Below are 18203 nucleotides of genomic sequence, written 5' to 3'. Positions count from 1 at the left end.
CAGTCTACCCGCTGTTGCCTCACGACACACCCCGCCCCGCCCTCAACACTCGATGGCGTTGACCGCCAGCCCCCCCATCGAGGTCTCCTTGTACTTTGCCTGCATGTCGGCCCCGGTGTCGCGCATGGTACGGATCACCTTGTCCAGGGAGATGAAGTGCTCGCCGTCACCGCGCAGCGCCATCTGGGCGGCATTGATCGCCTTCACCGAGGCGATGGCGTTGCGCTCGATGCAGGGCACTTGAACGAGCCCCCCCACCGGGTCGCAGGTCAGCCCCAGGTTGTGCTCCAGGCCGATCTCGGCGGCGTTTTCCACCTGGCCCACGCTGCCCCCCATCACCTCGGCGAGGCCGGCGGCGGCCATGGCGCAGGCGGAGCCCACCTCGCCCTGGCAGCCCACCTCGGCGCCGGAGATCGAGGCGTTCTTCTTGCACAGGATCCCCACCGCGCCGGCGGCGAGCAGGAAGTCCACCACGTCGCGTTCGGAGGCATCCGGCTGGAACTGCATGTAGTAGTGCAGCACCGCGGGAATGATGCCCGCCGCGCCATTGGTGGGGGCGGTGACCATGCGCCCGCCGGCGGCGTTCTCCTCGTTGACCGCCAGGGCATAGAGGTTGACCCAGTCCATGGCCGACAGCGTCGAGGCGATCAGCGAGGGGCTCTCCTCGGCCGCCAGCAGCCGCTGGTGCAGCGAACGGGCGCGCCGGCGCACGTTGAGGCCGCCGGGCAGCACCCCCTCGGCCTCCAGCCCCCTGGCCACGCAGGCCTTCATGGCCTGCCAGATCCGACACAGCTCGGCGCGCACCTCGGCCTCGCTGCGCCAAACCTTCTCGTTCTCCAGCATCAGCTCGCTGATGCGCAGGCCACTCTCCCGGCACATGCGCATCAGGTCGTCGGCGGTCTGGAAGTTGTAGGGCAGCGCCGTGGCGTCGCTGTCGAGCTCGCCCCGCTCGGCCTGGGCCTCGTCGATGACGAAGCCGCCGCCCACCGAGTAGTAGGTGTTCTGATAGAGCTCGCCGGCGTGGCCGTGGGCGATCAGGCGCATGGCGTTGGGGTGATGCGGCAGGCTGTCGGGATGGAGCTGCATGTCGCGGGCCCACAGGAAGGGCACGCTGTGGCGCCCGTCCAGTCGCAGGGCGCCACACTCCTGCAGCTCCTCGATGCAGGGGGCGATGATGGCGGGGTCGATGCGGTCGGGCCGCTCGCCCATCAGCCCCATGATCACCGCCCGGTCGGTGGCGTGGCCGATGCCGGTGGCGGAGAGCGAGCCGAACAGCTGGACCTCGAGGCGACAGACGCGCTCGAGCAGCTCACGCTCCCTGAGTTCGCCGACGAAATCATGGGCCGCCCGCATGGGCCCCACGGTATGCGAGCTCGACGGCCCGACACCGATCTTGAACAGATCGAAGACGCTGATTGGCATGGCTTGTCACTCTCGAAAACGGTTGTTGTTGTCAGGATCAGCGGTCGAAGACCACGGTGCGACCGGCGTGCAGGAAGACCCGCCGCTCCACGTGCAGGGCCACCGCCCGGGCCAGGGTGAGGCACTCGATGTCGCGCCCCTTGGCCACCAGGTCCTCCGGGTAGTCGGTGTGGCTGACCGGCTCGACCCCCTGGGTGATGATCGGCCCCTCGTCGAGGTCGTCGTTGATGTAGTGGGCGGTGGCGCCGACCAGCTTCACGCCCTTGTCGTAGGCCTGGTGGTAGGGCTTGGCGCCCTTGAAGCCCGGCAGCAGCGAGTGGTGGATATTGATCGCGCGGCCGCTGAGCCTCTCGCACATCTCGCTGGAGAGTACCTGCATGTAGCGGGCGAGGATCACCAGCTCGGCGCCGGTCTCCTCGACCACCGCCCACACCTTCGCCTCCTGCTCGGCCTTGGTCTCGGCGGTGATCGGGAAGTGGTGGTAGGCCAGGCCGTGCCACTCCGCCAGGGGAGCCAGGTCCGGGTGGTTGGAGACGATGGCGCGAATGTCGATCGGCAGCTGGCCGATGCGGTAGCGATAGAGCAGGTCGTTCAGGCAGTGATCGGCCCTGGAGACCATGATCACCACCGGCATTCGCGTGCCCGGGGCGGTCAGCTCGAAGTGCATCTCGAACTCGGCGGCGCGCTCGGCGAAGCCGGCCTCGAAGGCCGCCTGATCGAACCCTTCCGCCTCGGGACGGAACTCGGTGCGGATGAAGAAGCCGCCGCTCAGGCGGTCATCGAAGGAGTGCTGCTCGGTGATGTAGCAGCGGCTCTCCTTGAGGAAGCGGGTCACCACGTCCACGGTGCCGAGTCGGCTCGGACATTGAGCCACCAGAATCCAGTTGCTTTCCTTGGGCCCCATCATCCTCTCTCCTCTGTTTGTCGCGCCGAGCGTCTGGCTCGGCGCGACACTGGCTCAGGCGAACACGAAATACTTGCGAACGGTCTCGACGACTTCCCAGGTGCCCTTGAAGCCGGGCTCGACGATGAAGATGTCACCGGCCTTCAGGTGAATCGGCTCGCCACCCTCCGGCGTGAGCACGCAGTACCCCTCGCGAAAGTCGCAGTACTCCCACTTGGTATAGTTGACCGCCCACCTACCCGGCGTGCAGATCCAGGTGCCCATCGTCTTGGTGCCGTCTTCGGACGCATAGGCATTGAGGTTGACGGTGTGGGGGTCGCCGGAGAGCTTCTCCCAGGAGCTGGCGTCCAGCAGCACATCCGGCTGGGCGTCACGCAGCAGCTTGATCTTGTTGGTCATCATCCTTCCTCTTCTCAACGTTCAACGCCGATGGCGTATTCGCTGCCCGCATCCAGGATCCAGCGGTAGCAGTAGTCGGCGAAGCTGCGCCGCAGCACCAGCTCCCAGCGTTCCTCGCTGGGGCGGCGCAGGATCAGGTTGGCCTTGGCGAACACCGTGGTGACGCCCTTACCCACCGGGAAGGCATCCGGGTGGACGTCGTAGGGCGTCGACTTCATCAGAAGCTCCCGGGCCATCTCGCCCTCGAGCTCGAGCAGGGTCTGGCCGCCGCTGACGTTGACGATGGCGTAGTTTTTGACAGAGGTATCGCGGGCGTCGCCCAGGGCCTCGCGCAGCCTTCCCTCCAGAGCAAACTCCTCGCCGCCGGGCACGATCAGGAGCCACTCGTCGGGGGAGAGCCACTGGATCGAGCGCTCGCCGCCGTCGTCATGGGCCAGGGTATTGGGGCGCCCCGGCAGGCCGAAGCCGAGCACCTGGCGGACGGCCTCGTCGATGACGATGGCCCCGCCGCGCAGGATCAGGTGACCCAGCATGGCGCGCTCGCGCAGCACCACGCGGCTCTTCTGGCTGACCGCCGGGCGGCCGGTCCTGTGGTAGGACCAGGCCAGCGGGGACTCCGCCGGCACCTCGGTCTCGGGGCGCGCGTCGTAGAGGTTGAACCAGGTGGCAGTTTGCTCAGACATGCTGGCGCTCTCCCTTGGGATCGACAAAGATCGGGCTGACGATTTCGGCGGCGTGGGTCTTGCCGTCGGCCATGGGCAGGTAGACGGTCTCGCCCATCCGCGAGTGGCCGCCCTTGACCACGGCCAGTGCAAAGCCGCTCTTCAGGGTCGGGCTGTAGTAGCTCGAGGTCACGTGGCCCACCATGGGCATGGGGATGGCGTGATCCGGGTCGAAGACGATCTGGGCGCCCTCCTCCAGCACCACCGCCGGGTCCTTCGGCTTGAGGCCCACCAGCTGCTTGCGGTCGGCTCGCCGGGTATCCGAGCGCGACAGCGCCCGCTTGCCCACCCAGGAATAGGGCTTGTCGTAGCCGACGGCCCACTGCATGCCGAGATCCTCCGGGGTCACCGAGCCGTCGCTCTCCTGGCCGGCGATGATGAAGCCCTTTTCGGCGCGCAGGACATGCATGGTCTCGGTGCCATAGGGGGTCAGGCCGTACTTCTCGCCGTGCTTGAACAGCGTCTTCCAGACGTGCAGGGCGTAGTTGGCCTGAACGTTGATCTCGTAGGCGAGCTCGCCGGTGAAGGAGATGCGGAAGACCCGCGCCGGCACGTCGGCCACCCTGCCCTCGCGCCAGTCCATGAACTTGAAGCTGTCGCGATCGAGATCGATGTCGGTGATCTCGGCAAGGAGCTTGCGCGCCTCGGGCCCGGTCACCGTCATGGTCGCCCAGTGGTCGGTCACCGAGGTGAAGGTGACGTCAAGCTCGGGCCACTCGGTCTGGTGCCACAGCTCCAGCCACTCCATCACGCCCGCGGCGCCGCCGGTGGTGGTGGTCATCAGGAAGTGGTTCTCGCCCAGGCAGCTGGTGGTGCCGTCGTCCATCAGCATGCCGTCGTCGCGACACATCAGCCCGTAGCGGCACTTGCCGACGGCCAGCTTCTCCCACTTGTTGGTATAGATGCGGCTCAGGAACTCGCGGGCGTCCGGCCCCTGGATGTCGATCTTGCCAAGCGTCGAGGCGTCGAGGATGCCGACCTTCTCGCGTACTGCCAGGCACTCGCGGGCCACCGCCTCATGCATGGTCTCCTGCTTGCCGTTCACGCTCTTCGGGAAGTACCAGGGGCGCTTCCACTGGCCCACGTCCTCGAACTCGGCGCCGTTCTCCACGTGCCACTGGTGCAGGGCGGTGTAGCGCTCGGGGTCGAAGAGGTCACGGCAGTGGCGGCCGGCGATGGCGCCGAAGGTCACCGGGGTGTAGTTGGGCCGGAACACCGTGGTGCCCACCTCGGGGATCGACCTGTTCAGGCAGCGCGCGGCGATGGCCATGCCGTTGATGTTGCCGAGCTTGCCCTGGTCGGTGCCGAAGCCCATGGCGGTGTAGCGCTTGACGTGCTCGATGGACTCGAAGCCCTCGCGGGTGGCCAGTTCGATGGCCGCCGCGGTGACATCGTTCTGCAGGTCGACGAACTGCTTGGGCGCACGCAGGGTGGGCTTCTCGTGGGGCACCTGGTAGAGCGCACAGGCCTTGCCCTCGCGGCGGGCGTCGACCTGGGGCAGCGCGATGGCCTGGGCCGTGCGGCCCAGCGCGGCCAGCGCCTCGCACGCCCTGGCCACGCCGTCGGCCAGCCCCTCGGCCAGGTCGTGGATCCCCCGGGCGCTGCCGGCGGCGTGCACGCCCTTCACCAGGCTGGGCACGAAGCCGAGGATCTCGTCGTTCCAGGTCGGCCGGGCACCGGTGTGGGAGGCCAGGTGGATCACCGGGCTGTAGCCGCCGGAGCTGGCGATGGTGTCGCAGGCCAGGGTCTCGGCCTGGCCGGTGACCTTGAAGGCCTGGGCATCGATGGTGGCCACCCGGGCACCGCTGACGCGGCTGCCACCCTTGGCCTCGATCACCGCGGCGCCTTCGATGATGCGAATGCCGCGGGCGCGGGCCTGCTCCACCAGCTCGCCGTCCGGTGCCTGTCGGGCGTCGACGATGGCCACCACCTCGCGGCCGGCGTCATCCCAGTCCAGGGCGGCGCGATAGGCATGATCGTTGCTGGTGGAGAGCACCAGCTTGTTGCCCGGCACCACGCCGTAGCGGCGGATATAGGTGGAGACGGCGCCGGCCAGCAGGTTGCCCGGCACGTCGTTGCCGGCGTAGACCAGCGGCCGCTCGTGGGCACCGGTGGCCAGCAGCACCTGGCCGGCGCGCACGCGATGCATCCGCGACCGAGAGGGCCGGACGCCGTCGACCAGCGGCGCGGTCTCGCCGAGGTGCTCGGTGCGCCGCTCGTGCAGGGTCACAAAATGATGGTCGTGGTAGCCGTTGGCGGTGGTGCGCGGCAGCAGGGTGACGTTGTCGAGCCCGGCGAGCTCCTCTACCACGCGCTGCACCCACTGGGCGGCGGGCTGATGGTCGAGCAGCTCGCGGCTGTCCAGCAGCGAGCCGCCCAGCTCCTCCTGTTCGTCACAGAGGATCACCAGGGCGCCGCCGCGCGCGGCGGTCAGCGCCGCGGCAAGGCCAGCGGGGCCGGCGCCGATCACCAGCAGGTCGCAGTGCTGGTTGAGGTGGTCATAGGTATCCGGGTCGGACTCCATGGGGCTGCGGCCCAGGCCCGCGCCCTTGCGGATGAACTTCTCATAGGTCATCCACATGGAGGCCGGGGCCATGAAGGTCTTGTAGTAGAAGCCCGGCGGCATGAAGCGACCGCCCAGCTTGCCCACCAGGCTCATGGCGTCGCGCTGGACGTTGGGCCAGCCGTTGGTGCTGCGCGCCACCAGGCCGTCGAACAGCGCCTGCTGGGTGGCGCGCACGTTGGGCACCTGGGCCGCCTCGCTGCTGCCCAGCTGGACCAGCGCATTGGGCTCCTCGGCGCCGGCGGCGACGATGCCCCGGGCGCGTGAATACTTGAAGCTGCGGTTGACGATATCTACCCCGTTGGCAAGCAGCGCCGAGGCCAGGGTGTCACCGGCATAGCCCTGATAGCGCTTGCCGTTGAAGGTGAAGGTAAGCCGGCGGGAGCGATCGATGCGCCCGCCCTCGTTGAGGCGATTCGGCTGATTGGACGACTGGCTCATGCCTTGACTCCTTCCTTGCGCTCGACCACTTCCGCCCTGGGGGCGACGCTCTCGGCGGCCTCGGTCGGCCGGCCATCGGGATGCTCGGCGGTGAAGCGCGGCCGCTCGCCGACCTTGTAGCTCTCGAGGATCTCGTAGCTCACGGTATTACGCGTGATGTTGAAGAACTTGCGACAGCCGACGGCGTGCACCCACAGCTCGTGGTGAATGCCGCGCGGATTGTCACGGAAGAAGAGGTAGTCACCCCACTCCTTGTCGGAGCAGGCCTCGGGCTCCGCGGGGCGCGCGATGTGCGCCTGGCCCTTGGGACGAAACTCCTCTTCCTCGCGGTGCTCTTCGCAGTAGGGGCAGTAGATGAGAAACATTTTTTATTCCCCCCGTAATCGGGATAGAAGCTGTGAGCTTCTGCGTCAGCGAGCCGCGTGAGGGCAAGGCGTTCGACGAAAGAGGAGCCGCAGTGTACGGGGTGGGTACATGAGGACTCCGATGAGTCGAACAACGCTGCCATCGCGTGGCGCAGCTCGCAGAAGTTAGTGGGCCACGCCGGCTGCGCCGTGCTCGTCGACCAAGGCACCGGTGTGGAAACGGTCGATGGAGAACGGCGCCGCGAGGGGATGAGCCTGGTTCTTGGCCAGGGTCCAGGCGAACACGTGGCCGGAGCCGGGGGTGGCCTTGAAGCCGCCGGTGCCCCAGCCGCAGTTGAAGAAGAGCCCCTTCACCGGCGTGGCGGAGAGGATCGGGCAGGCGTCCGGGCAGGTGTCGACGATGCCGCCCCACTGGCGGTTCATGCGCACCCGGGAGAAGATCGGGAACATCTCGACGATGGCCTGCAGGGTGTGTTCCACGGTGGGGTAGCTGCCGCGCTGGCCGTAGCCGTTGTAGCCGTCGATGCCGGCGCCGATCACCAGGTCGCCCTTGTCGGTCTGGCTGATGTAGCCGTGCACGTGGTTGGACATCACCACCGTATCGAGAATCGGCTTGAGCGGCTCGGAGACCAGAGCCTGCAGCGGGTGGGACTCGAGCGGCAGTCGGAAGCCGGCCATCCCGGCGAGCACGCCGGAGTTGCCCGCCGCCACGCAGCCCACGGTCTTCGCCTCGATGTCGCCGCGGTTGGTGTGCACCCCGTAGACGCGGCCGTCGCGGATCTTGAAGCCGGTGACCTCGGTGTTCTGCAGCAGGTCGACGCCGAGGGCGTCGGCGGCCCGGGCATAGCCCCAGGCCACGGCGTCGTGGCGCGCCACGCCGGCCCGCGGCTGCCAGGAGGCGCCGAGGATCGGGTAGCGGGCATTCTTCGAGCAGTCCATGATCGGCACGATCTCCTGGATCTGCGCCGGGGTGAGCACCTCGCCGTCGATGCCGTTCAGGCGGTTGGCGTTGACCCGGCGCTGGATGTCACGCATGTCCTGCAGGGTGTGGCCCAGGTTCATCACGCCGCGCTGGGAGAACATGACGTTGTAGTTGAGGTCCTGGGAGAGCCCCTCCCACAGCTTCATGGCGTGCTCGTAGAGGGCCGCCGACTCGTCCCACAGGTAGTTCGAGCGCACGATGGTGGTATTGCGGGCGGTGTTGCCGCCGCCCAGCCAGCCCTTCTCGACCACCGCCACGTTGGTGATGCCGTGCTCCTTGGCCAGGTAGTAGGCGGTGGCCAGGCCGTGGCCGCCGCCGCCGACGATGATCACGTCGTACTGCTTCTTCGGCGTGGGATTGCGCCACTGGCGCTCCCAGTTCTCATGGTGGCTGAGCGCGTGCTTGGCCAGCCCGAATCCTGAATAGCGTTGCATCTCGTCTCTCCTCGACCGGCCCCGCCGAACGGGGCCGATTCCACGGGGTTCAGGCGGTGGCGGTTTCGCGTTCCGGGGCGGCGCTGGAGGCGGCGGCGTAGACTGGATGGCGCTCGCAGAGCGCGGCTACCTTCTCGCGCACCTCGGCCTCCACGGCATCGCTGTTGCGCTGCTCGGCCAGCACATCGAGGATGTCGCAGATCCAGCCGGCCAGCTCGGTGCACTCGGCCGCGTCGAAGCCGCGGGTGGTCACCGCCGGGGTGCCGATGCGCAGGCCGGAGGTGACGAAGGGGCTCTGGGGGTCGTTGGGCACGGCGTTCTTGTTGACGGTGATATGGGCGCGGCCCAGCGCCGCGTCGGCGTCCTTGCCGGTCACACCCTGCTTGATCAGCGAAACCAGGAAGAGGTGGTCGTCGGTGCCGCCGGAGACGACGTCATAGCCGCGCTCCACGAACACCCCGGCCATGGCCCGGGCGTTGTCGATCACCCGCTGCTGGTACTGCACGAACGCCTGGCTCATGGCCTCCTTGAAGGCCACCGCCTTGGCGGCGATGACGTGCATCAGCGGACCGCCCTGCTGGCCCGGGAAGACCGCGCCATTGAGCTTCTTGTAGAGGTCCGCATCGCCGTGGGCGGAGAGGATCAGGCCGCCGCGGGGGCCGCGCAGGGTCTTGTGGGTGGTGGTGGTGACCACGTGGGCGTGGGGCAGCGGGCTCGGGTAGAGGCCGGCAGCGACCAGGCCCGCCACGTGGGCCATGTCGACCATGAACCAGGCGCCCACCTCGTCGGCGATGGCGCGGAAGCGCCGCCAGTCCACCACCCGCGCATAGGCGGAGAAACCGGCGATGATCAGCTTGGGCTTGTGGCTGCGCGCCAGGCGCTCGACCTCTTCGTAGTCGATCTCGCCGGTCTCGGGGTTCAGGCCGTACTGCACCGCGTGGTAGTGCTTGCCGGAGAAGTTCGGCGCCGCGCCGTGGGTCAGGTGGCCGCCATGGGCCAGGCTCATGCCGAGGATGGTGTCGCCCGGCTTGACCAGGGCCATGAAGGCCGCGGCGTTGGCCTGGGCACCGGAGTGGGGCTGGACGTTGGCGTAGTCGGCGCCGAACAGGTCGCAGGCGCGATCGATGGCCAGCTGCTCGACCACGTCGACGTGCTCGCAGCCGCCGTAGTAGCGCTTGCCCGGGTAGCCCTCGGCGTACTTGTTGGTCAGCTGGGTGCCCTGGGCCTCCATCACCGCCCGGCTGGCGTAGTTCTCGGAAGCGATCAGCTCGACGTGCGCCTCCTGGCGCACCACCTCATCGGCGATGGCGGCGGCGACCTGGGAATCGAAGGCGGAAAGCGTGGCGTGGTTCATGGAGGACTCCTTTAATTGTTGGATCACGGTAAATGCCCCATGCCAGCAATCTATTTTCCAAGGCGTCCAAGAACCAATTTGAAGGGCAAATGTCGGGATAAGGGGGGAGATTCTCCCCTCCTCAGTCCAAGGGAAACCCAGCGCCAGACACAACAAGGCCACGCCCGCAGCAGCGTGCGGGCGTGGCCATGCCTCCGATCAACCTCGCAGCTATCTCACGCGACTTGCCGGTGATAGCCGGGTCGCCTGGTCAGCAGGGAGATGCCCACATAGCAGGCCGAGGAGACGGCACATCCGGTCAGCGGACCGATCAGCCAGCCCACATCGGCGAACAGCATCATGTAGCCGCTGGTGAAGAAGCCCACCAGCATGGCACTGAGTGCCCCCCAGGCGCTGCCCTGCCAGAAGGTGGAGATGAACACCGGGCCGATCATGCTGGCCAGCAGGGTGCCGGAGCCGAGGATTCCCAGCCAGGAGAGCATGAAGGGCGGGGCATAGAGCATCATCAACAAGGCGACCAGGCCCAGTACCACCACCGCCGCCCGGTTGATCGTCAACGCCAGGCGTTCGCTGGAGACCGTACCGAACAGCGACAGGCGCAGGTCATGGGAGGTCGCCGAGGCCACCGTATGCAGCAGCGAGTTGGCGGTGGACTTCATGGCGAAGATGATGAACAGCGTAATCACCCCCTGGATCGCCGGGTGCATGAACTGCTCAAGGTAGACCGGCATCGCCATATCAGGATCGGCCAGATCCGGCACATGCACTCTGACATAAAGGCCAACAAGCGGTACAAGGCTGAGCAGTGCACCGAGGATGGCCACATAGATGCCCACCTTGTGCAGCTTGACGTCCGGCTTCATCGCCAGAAATCGTACCGCCATGTAGGGCAGCACAGCGGCGAACAGGAAAGCGTAGGGCAGTACCAGAAAGACGGTACCGATGGAGTCTCCATAGTGGGCGCCAGTCGTGGGATTGAGTAATTCCGGATCGATGGCATTCAACGACGACTCCCAGGTTCCCAAATCCATCGAGGTGAGCATCTGTACCACAATGATGATCGCGGCCAGGGCCATGCCGCAAACCATGACCGTATCGGTCCAGGCGACGGCGGCCAGGCCACCGAGCATGGTGTAGATGATGATGACCGAGACCATCAGGAAGGCGCTCTGGTTGAGCTCGATTCCCAGCCAGCTGGCACCGAGCAGCCCCACCGCCTTTATCTGGCTGGTCAGGAACACCATCAGCAGCAGGATGGTGATGAACCCGGCCACACCCTGGAGCACCCGCCCCATGGCACCGCCGCCATGGCTCTGGGCGATATACTCGGGAATGGTGTTGCTGCCCATCTCGAGGGCCCGACGCTGCAGGAAGCGGGCGAAATAGAGCACGGCGATCATCATGGCGGGGGCGAAGAAGAAGTTGCCCAGCACCTCGATGGCACCGAACTGGTAGGTGACGCCGGGCGAGCCCATGAAGCCCCAGCCGCTGAAGCCGGTGGCCACGATGGTGCCGGCCGCCACGAAGGCCCCCAGCGATCGTCCGGCCACCAGGAAGCCACCCTCGTCACTCTTGTTCATGTATTTCGACGAGAGGAAGCCGAGATAGATCAGCAGACCGAAGGTGAGGATCAACAGCCCCCAGTTGAACAGCTTGTAGGCATCCATGATCACCTCCTCAATGAGCTTTCAGCGGATTTACGCTTCAGCTCCCTGCGGAGGTAGGCTGCACCAGCATGGATCAACATATAGCAGGTAAGCACCAGAAAAGTGCTCAATACCCAGGAATTCATCTGCACACCCTCTTGTTCTTGATCCGGCCCTCGATGCGGGGCTAGTGGGTTGCCGCTTGCGGCATCATCAAGGTATTTTACGCCCTGATAACCCGCCAATTTGTATGCTCAATGGCCTCATAAAAGATCAAAATGGCATAACCATGACAAATATCCCCACCGACCTGCTGAGAACCTTCGTCACCATCAAGGATCTGGGCGGCTTTACCAGCGCGGGCGAGCTTCTCGGCCGCTCACAGCCGGCCATCAGCCTGCAGATCAAGAAGCTCGAAGAGATTCTCAACACCAAGATATTCCTGCGGGGTTCCAGCCTCGAACTCACCGAAGATGGGGAGTATCTCTACGAGGCCGCACGCCAGATCCTGGAGATCAATGACCAGATCATCGCCAAGGTCCGTGGCGACCATGTTTCGGGGAAAGTCAGGCTCGGAATTCCCAACGATTTCGAGCTGGCCTTCTTGCCCAAGGCGCTGAGAAATCTGTCGCGGGTCTACCCCAATATCATCATCGAGGTCGACTGCGAGATCAGCAAGGTGATACTGCAGCGCTACCAGAAGGGGCACTATGATATCGCCCTGGCAATGGAGCGCGCCAAGCCGAATGAGGACAGGGATGCGCGCGACTATCGGCTGGAAAGCCTGGAGTGGGTCTACAAGGACAGCCGGCTCGTCAATGGCGATGATGACCCCATCCCGTTGATCGCCTACCCCCAGGGGTGCGTCTATCGCTCCATCATGGAGGAGGCCCTGCAGGGGCAGAAGCACCCCTTCCGCTTCATGTACACGAGCACCAGCCTGCTGGGGATCTTCTCCGCCGTCGAGGAGGGCCTGGGGATCACGGCGATGGCCCGGTCGGTGATTCCCGAGAACCTGAAGCACGCCAGCAGCACCCGGGACCTGCCGGAACTCGAGCGGGTCTGCATCGGCCTCTACTACAAGGAGCGCGAGCTCAACGTCGCCTCTCGCCATGTGCTCGACTTCCTGCGTTCGGGGCTGGCCAATATCTAGCCCGGCCGCACCGGCTCGCTGAGCCCCCAGGCGCCATCACGCAAGGGGCCCGGCAGCCTTGTCGGCTGCCGGGCCCCTCTTCAGGAGGCGCCGCCTCCTTCTCGCGCGACGCCGCTATCCATCGGGCCGAAGCGCTATCGCAAGCCGGCCCCACTCGGCTGCAGGCCGCCGTCGCTCACGGTCTGCATCTCGCCTTAGTCATCGACCTTCAGCACCAGGTTGGGGTCGGGGTTGTTCACCGCCTTCTCCAGCTCCTTGGTCGAGCGGTCTCGGTTGAGCAGCCGCCGAATCGTGTTGATGATCATCAGCAGGATCACGATCGAGAAGGGGAAGGCGCCGATGATAGTGCCGGTCTGCACCGTGTCGACGACGCCGCTGCCGCCCAGGGTCAGCAAGACCGTCGCCACCGCGCCGATGCTGAGCACCAGGACGACCCGGAACCAGGCGCCCGCGCGCTTCGGGGCCGAGACAAAGTCGGCGAGCGCGTAGGTACCGGCATCCAGGGAGGTCACGTAGTAGGTCGCCACCAGCACCGTCGCGACCACCAGCAGCAGGCTGCCGACAACCGGAATCGACTCCAGCATTGCGAACAGTCCGCTGGCGACGTTCTCGTTCACCGCCGCCGATATTCCACGGCCAGAGCGATCATCGTAGTAGATGGCCGCAGACCCCAGCACGCCGATCCATACCATGACGATCAGGGAGGGGATCACGGTCACACCGATCACGAATTCACGCAGCGTGCGCCCCCGGGAGATACGCGCGATGAAGCCGGCAACGAAGGGCGAGAAGGCGATCACCCAGCACCAGATGAACACGGTCCACCAGCCATTCCAGCTCTGCTGCCAGGAGGTCAGCGGCTCCGCCGTGCTCGGTGCATCGGTCCAGAAGCTCATCGGAACGAAGTTGGCGAAATAGGAGCCGAAGGTCTGCGTGATATTGGAGATGATGAACAGCGTCGGCCCGAAGATGAAGGCGGCCACCACCAGCACGACACTCAGGATCGAGTTCGTTTCGCTGATCAGGCGCATCCCTCGACTGATGCCGAAGAAGGCCGAGATGGCGGCGGCGGTCCCCAGCCCCACGATGACGAACAGCCAGATGGAGGGACTGGAAGCCAGGCCGGTGAAGGACGTCAGCCCCGCGGTGAACTGCATCGCCGCAAAGGCGAAGGAGGTGGAGAGGCCGAGGATGGTGGCCATGATCGCCAGCAGCTCGATAACCACGCCGGCACCGCCCCGGGCCCAGCGCGGCAGGAGGTCGACGGTCGCCTCGCGGAACGTCAGGGTCTTGCCCAAGTTGTGATGGGAGTAGGCCAGGCATACCGCCACGACGCAATACATGGCCCAGGCGGTGAAGCCCCAGTGGAAGTAGGCCCAGACCAGGCCGCCCCCCGCCACGTTACCCTCCATCGACTGGATGACCGGACTTGCGTCGCGCAGCATGATCGGCTGGGCCACGGACCAGAAGATCAGGCCGATGCCCTGCCCGCAGGCGAACAGCATGGAGTACCAGGCGAAGTTGCTGTACTCCGGCTTCGCACCGGGACCGCCAAGCCTGACCTGCCTGCCGAGCTTGCTGAACGCCAGCCAGGCACATACCGCCACGGCAAACAGCGAATAGAGGATGAACAGCCAGGTGAAGCCGCCAGTGACATACGTTCGCATGTCGAAGATGACCGAGGCGACGCCGTCCGGCTTGCTCAGCACCATCACGATGAGCGCAATGATGGCGATGGGAGGAGTGAATTGAATGACCAGCCTGCCGATGGGGGGGCAGGTCGCGTCCCGTGAATCGCGGGATCGTTACCGGTTCTTTCTTGGGCATCTTGATACCTCACTATTCTTGTATTGGGCATCGTCCCTGACATCAAGGCCCCGAGGAGTGCTCGAGGCATATGGCCAGTGAATCAGTTCAAGTGCGACAGGATTCCCGATATGCACTCATCCAGGATCAATTCCCCCTTTTCCGCCGTGGCTTTCAGCGGTGACGAGAGGGTGCCGGAGGGCGCCACCCAGGAGGGATCGGGCGGGAAGACATCGTAGGGGGGGAAGGTCGCTGGTTCCACATCGACGGCCTTGGACATGTCGACCAGCTCCGGATGAATCTTCAGCATGATCGAGGTTTCCAGCACCCCGCCATGCTCGACCGCCCAGCCGGTAAAGCCATCGGGGAAGACCTTCGCAATCGTCGCTTCGCTGATGAAATCCCAGTAGGAGAGCAGGTAGACCTTGACGCCGATACCCTCGGATTTGCACTTATTCACCAGCTTGTCGGCCGCCTCACACAGGCACATGGAGTTCTCGAAATGCCCATTGATCAGGATGAATTCCCGATTGCCATGATTCACATAGGCCTGGAGCACATCGAAGACATAGTGTTCCAGGGAGCTGGCGGAAACGCAGGTCGTTCCCGGGAAGAAGTTGCCGCCACCGGACTTGATCTGTGACTTGTAGCCGTAGCTGATCGGCGGTGCCACCAGCATGTTGTCGCCGCGCGCCGCCACCTGCTCGCCGATATGGCTGGGAATCAGCACATCGGGATTCAGCGACATATGAGGGCCATGCTGTTCGATGGCCCCGATCGGAAGAATGATCCTGCTTTTTCCGCTCTCGGTCAGCTCCTTGTAGGTCACCCAGTCCAGGTTTTCGATCTTTACGCTCTTCATTTCGACTCCTGCCACCGCCGTACTGCCTTAGCCAATCTCGATATCTTCGCGCCGCCATAGAACATAAGCGCATAAATAAATCATGAAATATGGCAGCAAGAAGCGAGGTCCGGTACACCAAAAAAGGGGGAGCATGAGCCCCCCCTGGATGGAAATTACTTGATGATATTATGCTCCGGACCGTACGGGAAGCCGGTGATGTTCTCGGCCCCGTGCTCGTTGACCACCAGGATGTCGTGCTCGCGGTAGCCACCGGCTCCCGGGCGGCCTTCCGGCACCATGATCATCGGCTCCATGGAGACGACCATGTTGGGTTCGAGCACCGTCTCGATGTCCTCGCGCAGCTCGAGGCCCGCCTCGCGGCCGTAGTAGTGGCTCAGGGTGCCGAAGGAGTGGCCGTAGCCGAAGGTGCGGTACTGCAGCAGGTCGTGCTTGGCGAAGATCTCGTTGAGCTCGTTGGCGATGTCGCAGCAGCGCACGCCGGGCTTGATCAGCTCCTGTCCTCGGCGATGGACCTCGCAGTTCACCTCCCACAGGCGCAGGTGCTCGTCGGAGGCATGGCCGAGGAACAGGGTGCGCTCCAGGGCGGTGTAGTAGCCCGAGATCATCGGGAAGGTATTCAGGCTGAGGATGTCACCGGGCTGCACGCGGCGGCTGGTCACCGGGTTGTGGGCGCCGTCGGTGTTGATGCCGGACTGGAACCAGACCCAGGTATCCATCAGCTCGCTGTTGGGGTAGGTCTTGGCGATCTCGCGCACCATCGCCGCCTGGCCGGCCAGCGACACCTCATACTCCGGCACCCCGGCATGGATGGCATCGCGCACGGCGACACCGCCCACGTCGGCGATACGCGCGCCCTGGCGAATCAGCGCGATCTCCTCGGCGGACTTGACCATGCGCAGCTTCATGGTGGGCACGCCGATATCCACCAGCTCCACGTCGCCCAGGGCAGCCATCAGCTTCTGCTGGTTCTGCAGGGTCAGGTGGTCGAACTCGACGCCCACTCGCCGCTTGCCTTCGCAGAGCTGCTTCACGGCCTTGAAGAAGTTGTCCTTCTGCCAGTCGGTGTAGACGATGTTGTCGCCGAGGCGATTGCGGCGATAGGGCTGGCCGCCGTCGATGTTGGCCGTCACCGTGGTGAAGCGATCCTGGGTGACCACCAGGCCGTAGTCGCGCCCGAACTTGCAGTAAACGAAATCGCTGAAGTAGTTGATGTTGTGGTAGGAGGTCAGCACCACGGCATCGATGTCATGCGCGGCCATGGTCTGGCGCAGGCGCGAGAGGCGCCCCTGCATCTCGGCATCCGAGAAGGTCGGCACCACCTTGTCGCCATTGGGGATCTCGATCAGTGACGGCAGTTTCATCTTGTTGTCTCCTCATTGTTCAAGGGTATCGCCTTGACCAGCCCGGGCGTATCCGGCTTCTTGACGTCGGCCGCTGTGCCCTTCGCTTGTCATATCCCGCAGAGTCCTGCTGGTGAGAACGACTATGGCCAGGCGCTCTCCGCGCGACCAATGACAAGTGCAAATGGCCGCATTGGTGGACGAAATACCGAGCCTGAACAATGCGTTGGCCTTACTTACGCAATGCCTTCCAGGGTGGAGACGCAGGGCGCGCCGCGCCCCGGCAGGCCGGAAGCGCGATCGGGGGAGAGAGGAGAAGAGTGGAGAAAAGAGGCGTGACGGGGCCCGACGAAGGCGTCGGGCCCGTGCGACCGGCTAGCCGCCGGTCATGTTCATGAAGCGCACCACCTGGACCTCGCCGTCGGTGGTGAAGTGGTGGCGCTCGGGCTTTCTCGCCATGGCGGCGACGATGGCGGCCTTGAGGCGCTCGGTGTCGCCGGGATGGCGGCGCAGCACGGCGCGCAGGTCCACCGAGTGCTCGTTGCCCAGACACAGCAGCAGGCGCCCCTCGGCGGTGACGCGCACCCGGTTGCAGGCGTCGCAGAAGTTGTGGCTGTGGGGCGAGATGAAGCCGATCCGGCTCTCGGAGTCCGCCATGCGGTAGTACCGCGAGGGGCCAAGCGTCGTCTCGGTGGTAGGCACCAGGGTGTGGCGGGACTCGATGATCCCGCGCACCTCGTCGCTCGAACAGAAAGTGGTGGCGCGGTCGTGGCCGATCGCCAGGCCCAGCGGCATCTCCTCGATAAAGCTGATATCGACGCCCTCGGCGCGGGCGAACTCGACCAGGTCGAGCACCTCGTCGTCGTTGCGCCCCTTGAGGATCACGGCGTTGAGCTTGATGCGTTCGAAACCGGCCTCCCGGGCGGCGCGAATGCCGTCGATCACCTTCGCCAGGTCACCGGTGCGGGTCAGAGCGCGAAAACGCGCCGGGTCCAGGGTGTCGAGGCTGATATTGAGGCGCTTGAGCCCCCCGTCGCGCAGGGTCCGGGCGTGCCTGGCGAGGCCGGCGCCGTTGGTGGTCATGGCGAAATCGCGCAGCCCCGGCAGGGCGCCGACCTCCTCCACCAGGGTCTCGATGCCGCGCTTGACCAGCGGCTCGCCGCCGGTGAGGCGGATCTTCTCCACGCCCAGCTCCACGAAGGCGCGGCAAAGGGTCGCCATCTCCTCCAGGGTGAGCACCTGGGCGCGGGGCAGGAAGGTCATCTCCTCGGCCATGCAGTAGACGCAGCGGAAGTCGCAGCGGTCGGTGACCGAGAGGCGCAGGTAGCGGACGGTGCGGCCGAAGCCGTCGACGAGCGCGCTCATGTCGTCTGCTCCGATACCCGGGCTTCGGCGTCCATGGGCAGCCGGGCGATCAGCTCGCCCACGTCGCTTGCCACCTCGGCGACGGTGGCCTCGTCATAGAACTGGCCGCGGCGCTTGCGCAGGCCGCGCTCGTAGAGCCTCACATGCTCGGTGGGGGTGACGCCGGCATTGGCCAGGCAGTGGCTGGCGCAGTGCATCTGGCAGCCGTCGATGGCCACGATGGGGCGCCCCGAGCGGGCGGTGCGCACCAGGCCGGGCACCCCGCCGCCGACGCCGGCGATGCAGGACATCTCGGCCACGCCGCCGTGATCCAGGCGCAGCGCCACGTCGTTGGCCAGCTGGGCCACGTCGGAACAGCCGGAGCAGGAGTAGACCAGGGTGCGGGGCTTGCTCGCGGGTCGGGACATGTCGGCCTCCGGGGGACGGGACGACGGCCCTGCCA

At 65.7% G+C, this 18203-nt stretch carries 15 protein-coding genes; 1 reads left to right on the top strand and 14 read right to left on the bottom strand.

Annotated features, from left to right (window positions below):
- Positions 1 to 42: 42 nt before the first annotated feature.
- From HIR79_RS02270 to HIR79_RS02230, 9 genes are all read right to left on the bottom strand, one after another.
- Positions 43 to 1422, bottom strand: coding sequence for an L-serine ammonia-lyase (locus HIR79_RS02270; protein WP_169956505.1), 1380 nt, complete (start codon positions 1420 to 1422; stop codon positions 43 to 45).
- A gap of 37 nt (positions 1423 to 1459) precedes the next feature.
- On the bottom strand, positions 1460 to 2326 hold the full coding sequence (purU, locus tag HIR79_RS02265) for a formyltetrahydrofolate deformylase (protein WP_169956503.1): 867 nt from the start codon (positions 2324 to 2326) through the stop codon (positions 1460 to 1462).
- A gap of 54 nt (positions 2327 to 2380) precedes the next feature.
- Positions 2381 to 2725, bottom strand: coding sequence for a cupin domain-containing protein (locus tag HIR79_RS02260; protein ID WP_119021306.1), 345 nt, complete (start codon positions 2723 to 2725; stop codon positions 2381 to 2383).
- Between the two features lie 14 nt (positions 2726 to 2739).
- Positions 2740 to 3408: a sarcosine oxidase subunit gamma gene (locus HIR79_RS02255; RefSeq protein WP_169956501.1), complete on the bottom strand. Its 669-nt coding sequence runs from the start codon at positions 3406 to 3408 to the stop codon at positions 2740 to 2742.
- Positions 3401 to 6451: a sarcosine oxidase subunit alpha family protein gene (locus tag HIR79_RS02250; protein WP_169956499.1), complete on the bottom strand. Its 3051-nt coding sequence runs from the start codon at positions 6449 to 6451 to the stop codon at positions 3401 to 3403. Before HIR79_RS02250 ends, HIR79_RS02255 begins: the two co-directional genes overlap by 8 nt.
- A complete protein-coding gene (locus HIR79_RS02245) occupies positions 6448 to 6816 on the bottom strand; it encodes a sarcosine oxidase subunit delta (RefSeq protein WP_169956497.1) in 369 nt (122 codons plus the stop codon). The genes HIR79_RS02250 and HIR79_RS02245 overlap by 4 nt, the downstream gene beginning before the upstream one ends.
- Before the next feature lie 165 nt (positions 6817 to 6981).
- Positions 6982 to 8232, bottom strand: a complete 1251-nt coding sequence (locus HIR79_RS02240; protein ID WP_169956495.1) for a sarcosine oxidase subunit beta family protein — start codon at positions 8230 to 8232, stop codon at positions 6982 to 6984.
- Positions 8233 to 8281: 49 nt separating this feature from the next.
- Positions 8282 to 9586: a serine hydroxymethyltransferase gene (glyA, locus tag HIR79_RS02235; RefSeq protein WP_169956493.1), complete on the bottom strand. Its 1305-nt coding sequence runs from the start codon at positions 9584 to 9586 to the stop codon at positions 8282 to 8284.
- Between the two features lie 215 nt (positions 9587 to 9801).
- On the bottom strand, positions 9802 to 11253 hold the full coding sequence (locus HIR79_RS02230; protein ID WP_169956491.1) for a sodium:solute symporter family protein: 1452 nt from the start codon (positions 11251 to 11253) through the stop codon (positions 9802 to 9804).
- Between the two features lie 268 nt (positions 11254 to 11521).
- Here HIR79_RS02230 and HIR79_RS02225 point away from each other — a divergent pair, with 268 nt between their 5' ends.
- Positions 11522 to 12385 carry a LysR family transcriptional regulator gene (locus tag HIR79_RS02225; RefSeq protein ID WP_162899923.1) on the top strand — a complete coding sequence of 288 codons (864 nt, stop codon included), beginning with the start codon at positions 11522 to 11524 and terminating at the stop codon, positions 12383 to 12385.
- Positions 12386 to 12579: 194 nt separating this feature from the next.
- Here HIR79_RS02225 and HIR79_RS02220 read toward each other — a convergent pair whose 3' ends face one another.
- The 5 genes from HIR79_RS02220 to HIR79_RS02200 form a co-directional block, all read right to left on the bottom strand.
- Entirely contained in the window at positions 12580 to 14121 is a 1542-nt protein-coding gene (locus HIR79_RS02220) for a BCCT family transporter (RefSeq protein ID WP_502708670.1), read from the bottom strand.
- Positions 14122 to 14294: 173 nt separating this feature from the next.
- The gene (locus tag HIR79_RS02215) at positions 14295 to 15053 is read right to left on the bottom strand and encodes a creatininase (RefSeq protein ID WP_169956487.1); all 759 of its coding nucleotides are present in this window, start codon (positions 15051 to 15053) and stop codon (positions 14295 to 14297) included.
- Between the two features lie 155 nt (positions 15054 to 15208).
- The gene (locus tag HIR79_RS02210; protein WP_169956485.1) at positions 15209 to 16417 is read right to left on the bottom strand and encodes a M24 family metallopeptidase; all 1209 of its coding nucleotides are present in this window, start codon (positions 16415 to 16417) and stop codon (positions 15209 to 15211) included.
- A gap of 354 nt (positions 16418 to 16771) precedes the next feature.
- On the bottom strand, positions 16772 to 17761 hold the full coding sequence (moaA, locus tag HIR79_RS02205) for a GTP 3',8-cyclase MoaA (RefSeq protein ID WP_169956483.1): 990 nt from the start codon (positions 17759 to 17761) through the stop codon (positions 16772 to 16774).
- Positions 17758 to 18168, bottom strand: a complete 411-nt coding sequence (locus HIR79_RS02200) for a putative zinc-binding protein (RefSeq protein ID WP_169956481.1) — start codon at positions 18166 to 18168, stop codon at positions 17758 to 17760. Before HIR79_RS02200 ends, moaA begins: the two co-directional genes overlap by 4 nt.
- Positions 18169 to 18203 lie beyond the last annotated feature (35 nt).

Origin of the sequence: Halomonas sp. PGE1 (genome assembly GCF_013000985.1) — a bacterium.
In the GTDB taxonomy this organism is placed as follows: Bacteria; Pseudomonadota; Gammaproteobacteria; order Pseudomonadales; family Halomonadaceae; genus Halomonas; species Halomonas alkalicola.
Note: the sequence above shows the minus strand (reverse complement) of the source record. Positions and strands in the feature narration are given on the sequence as shown.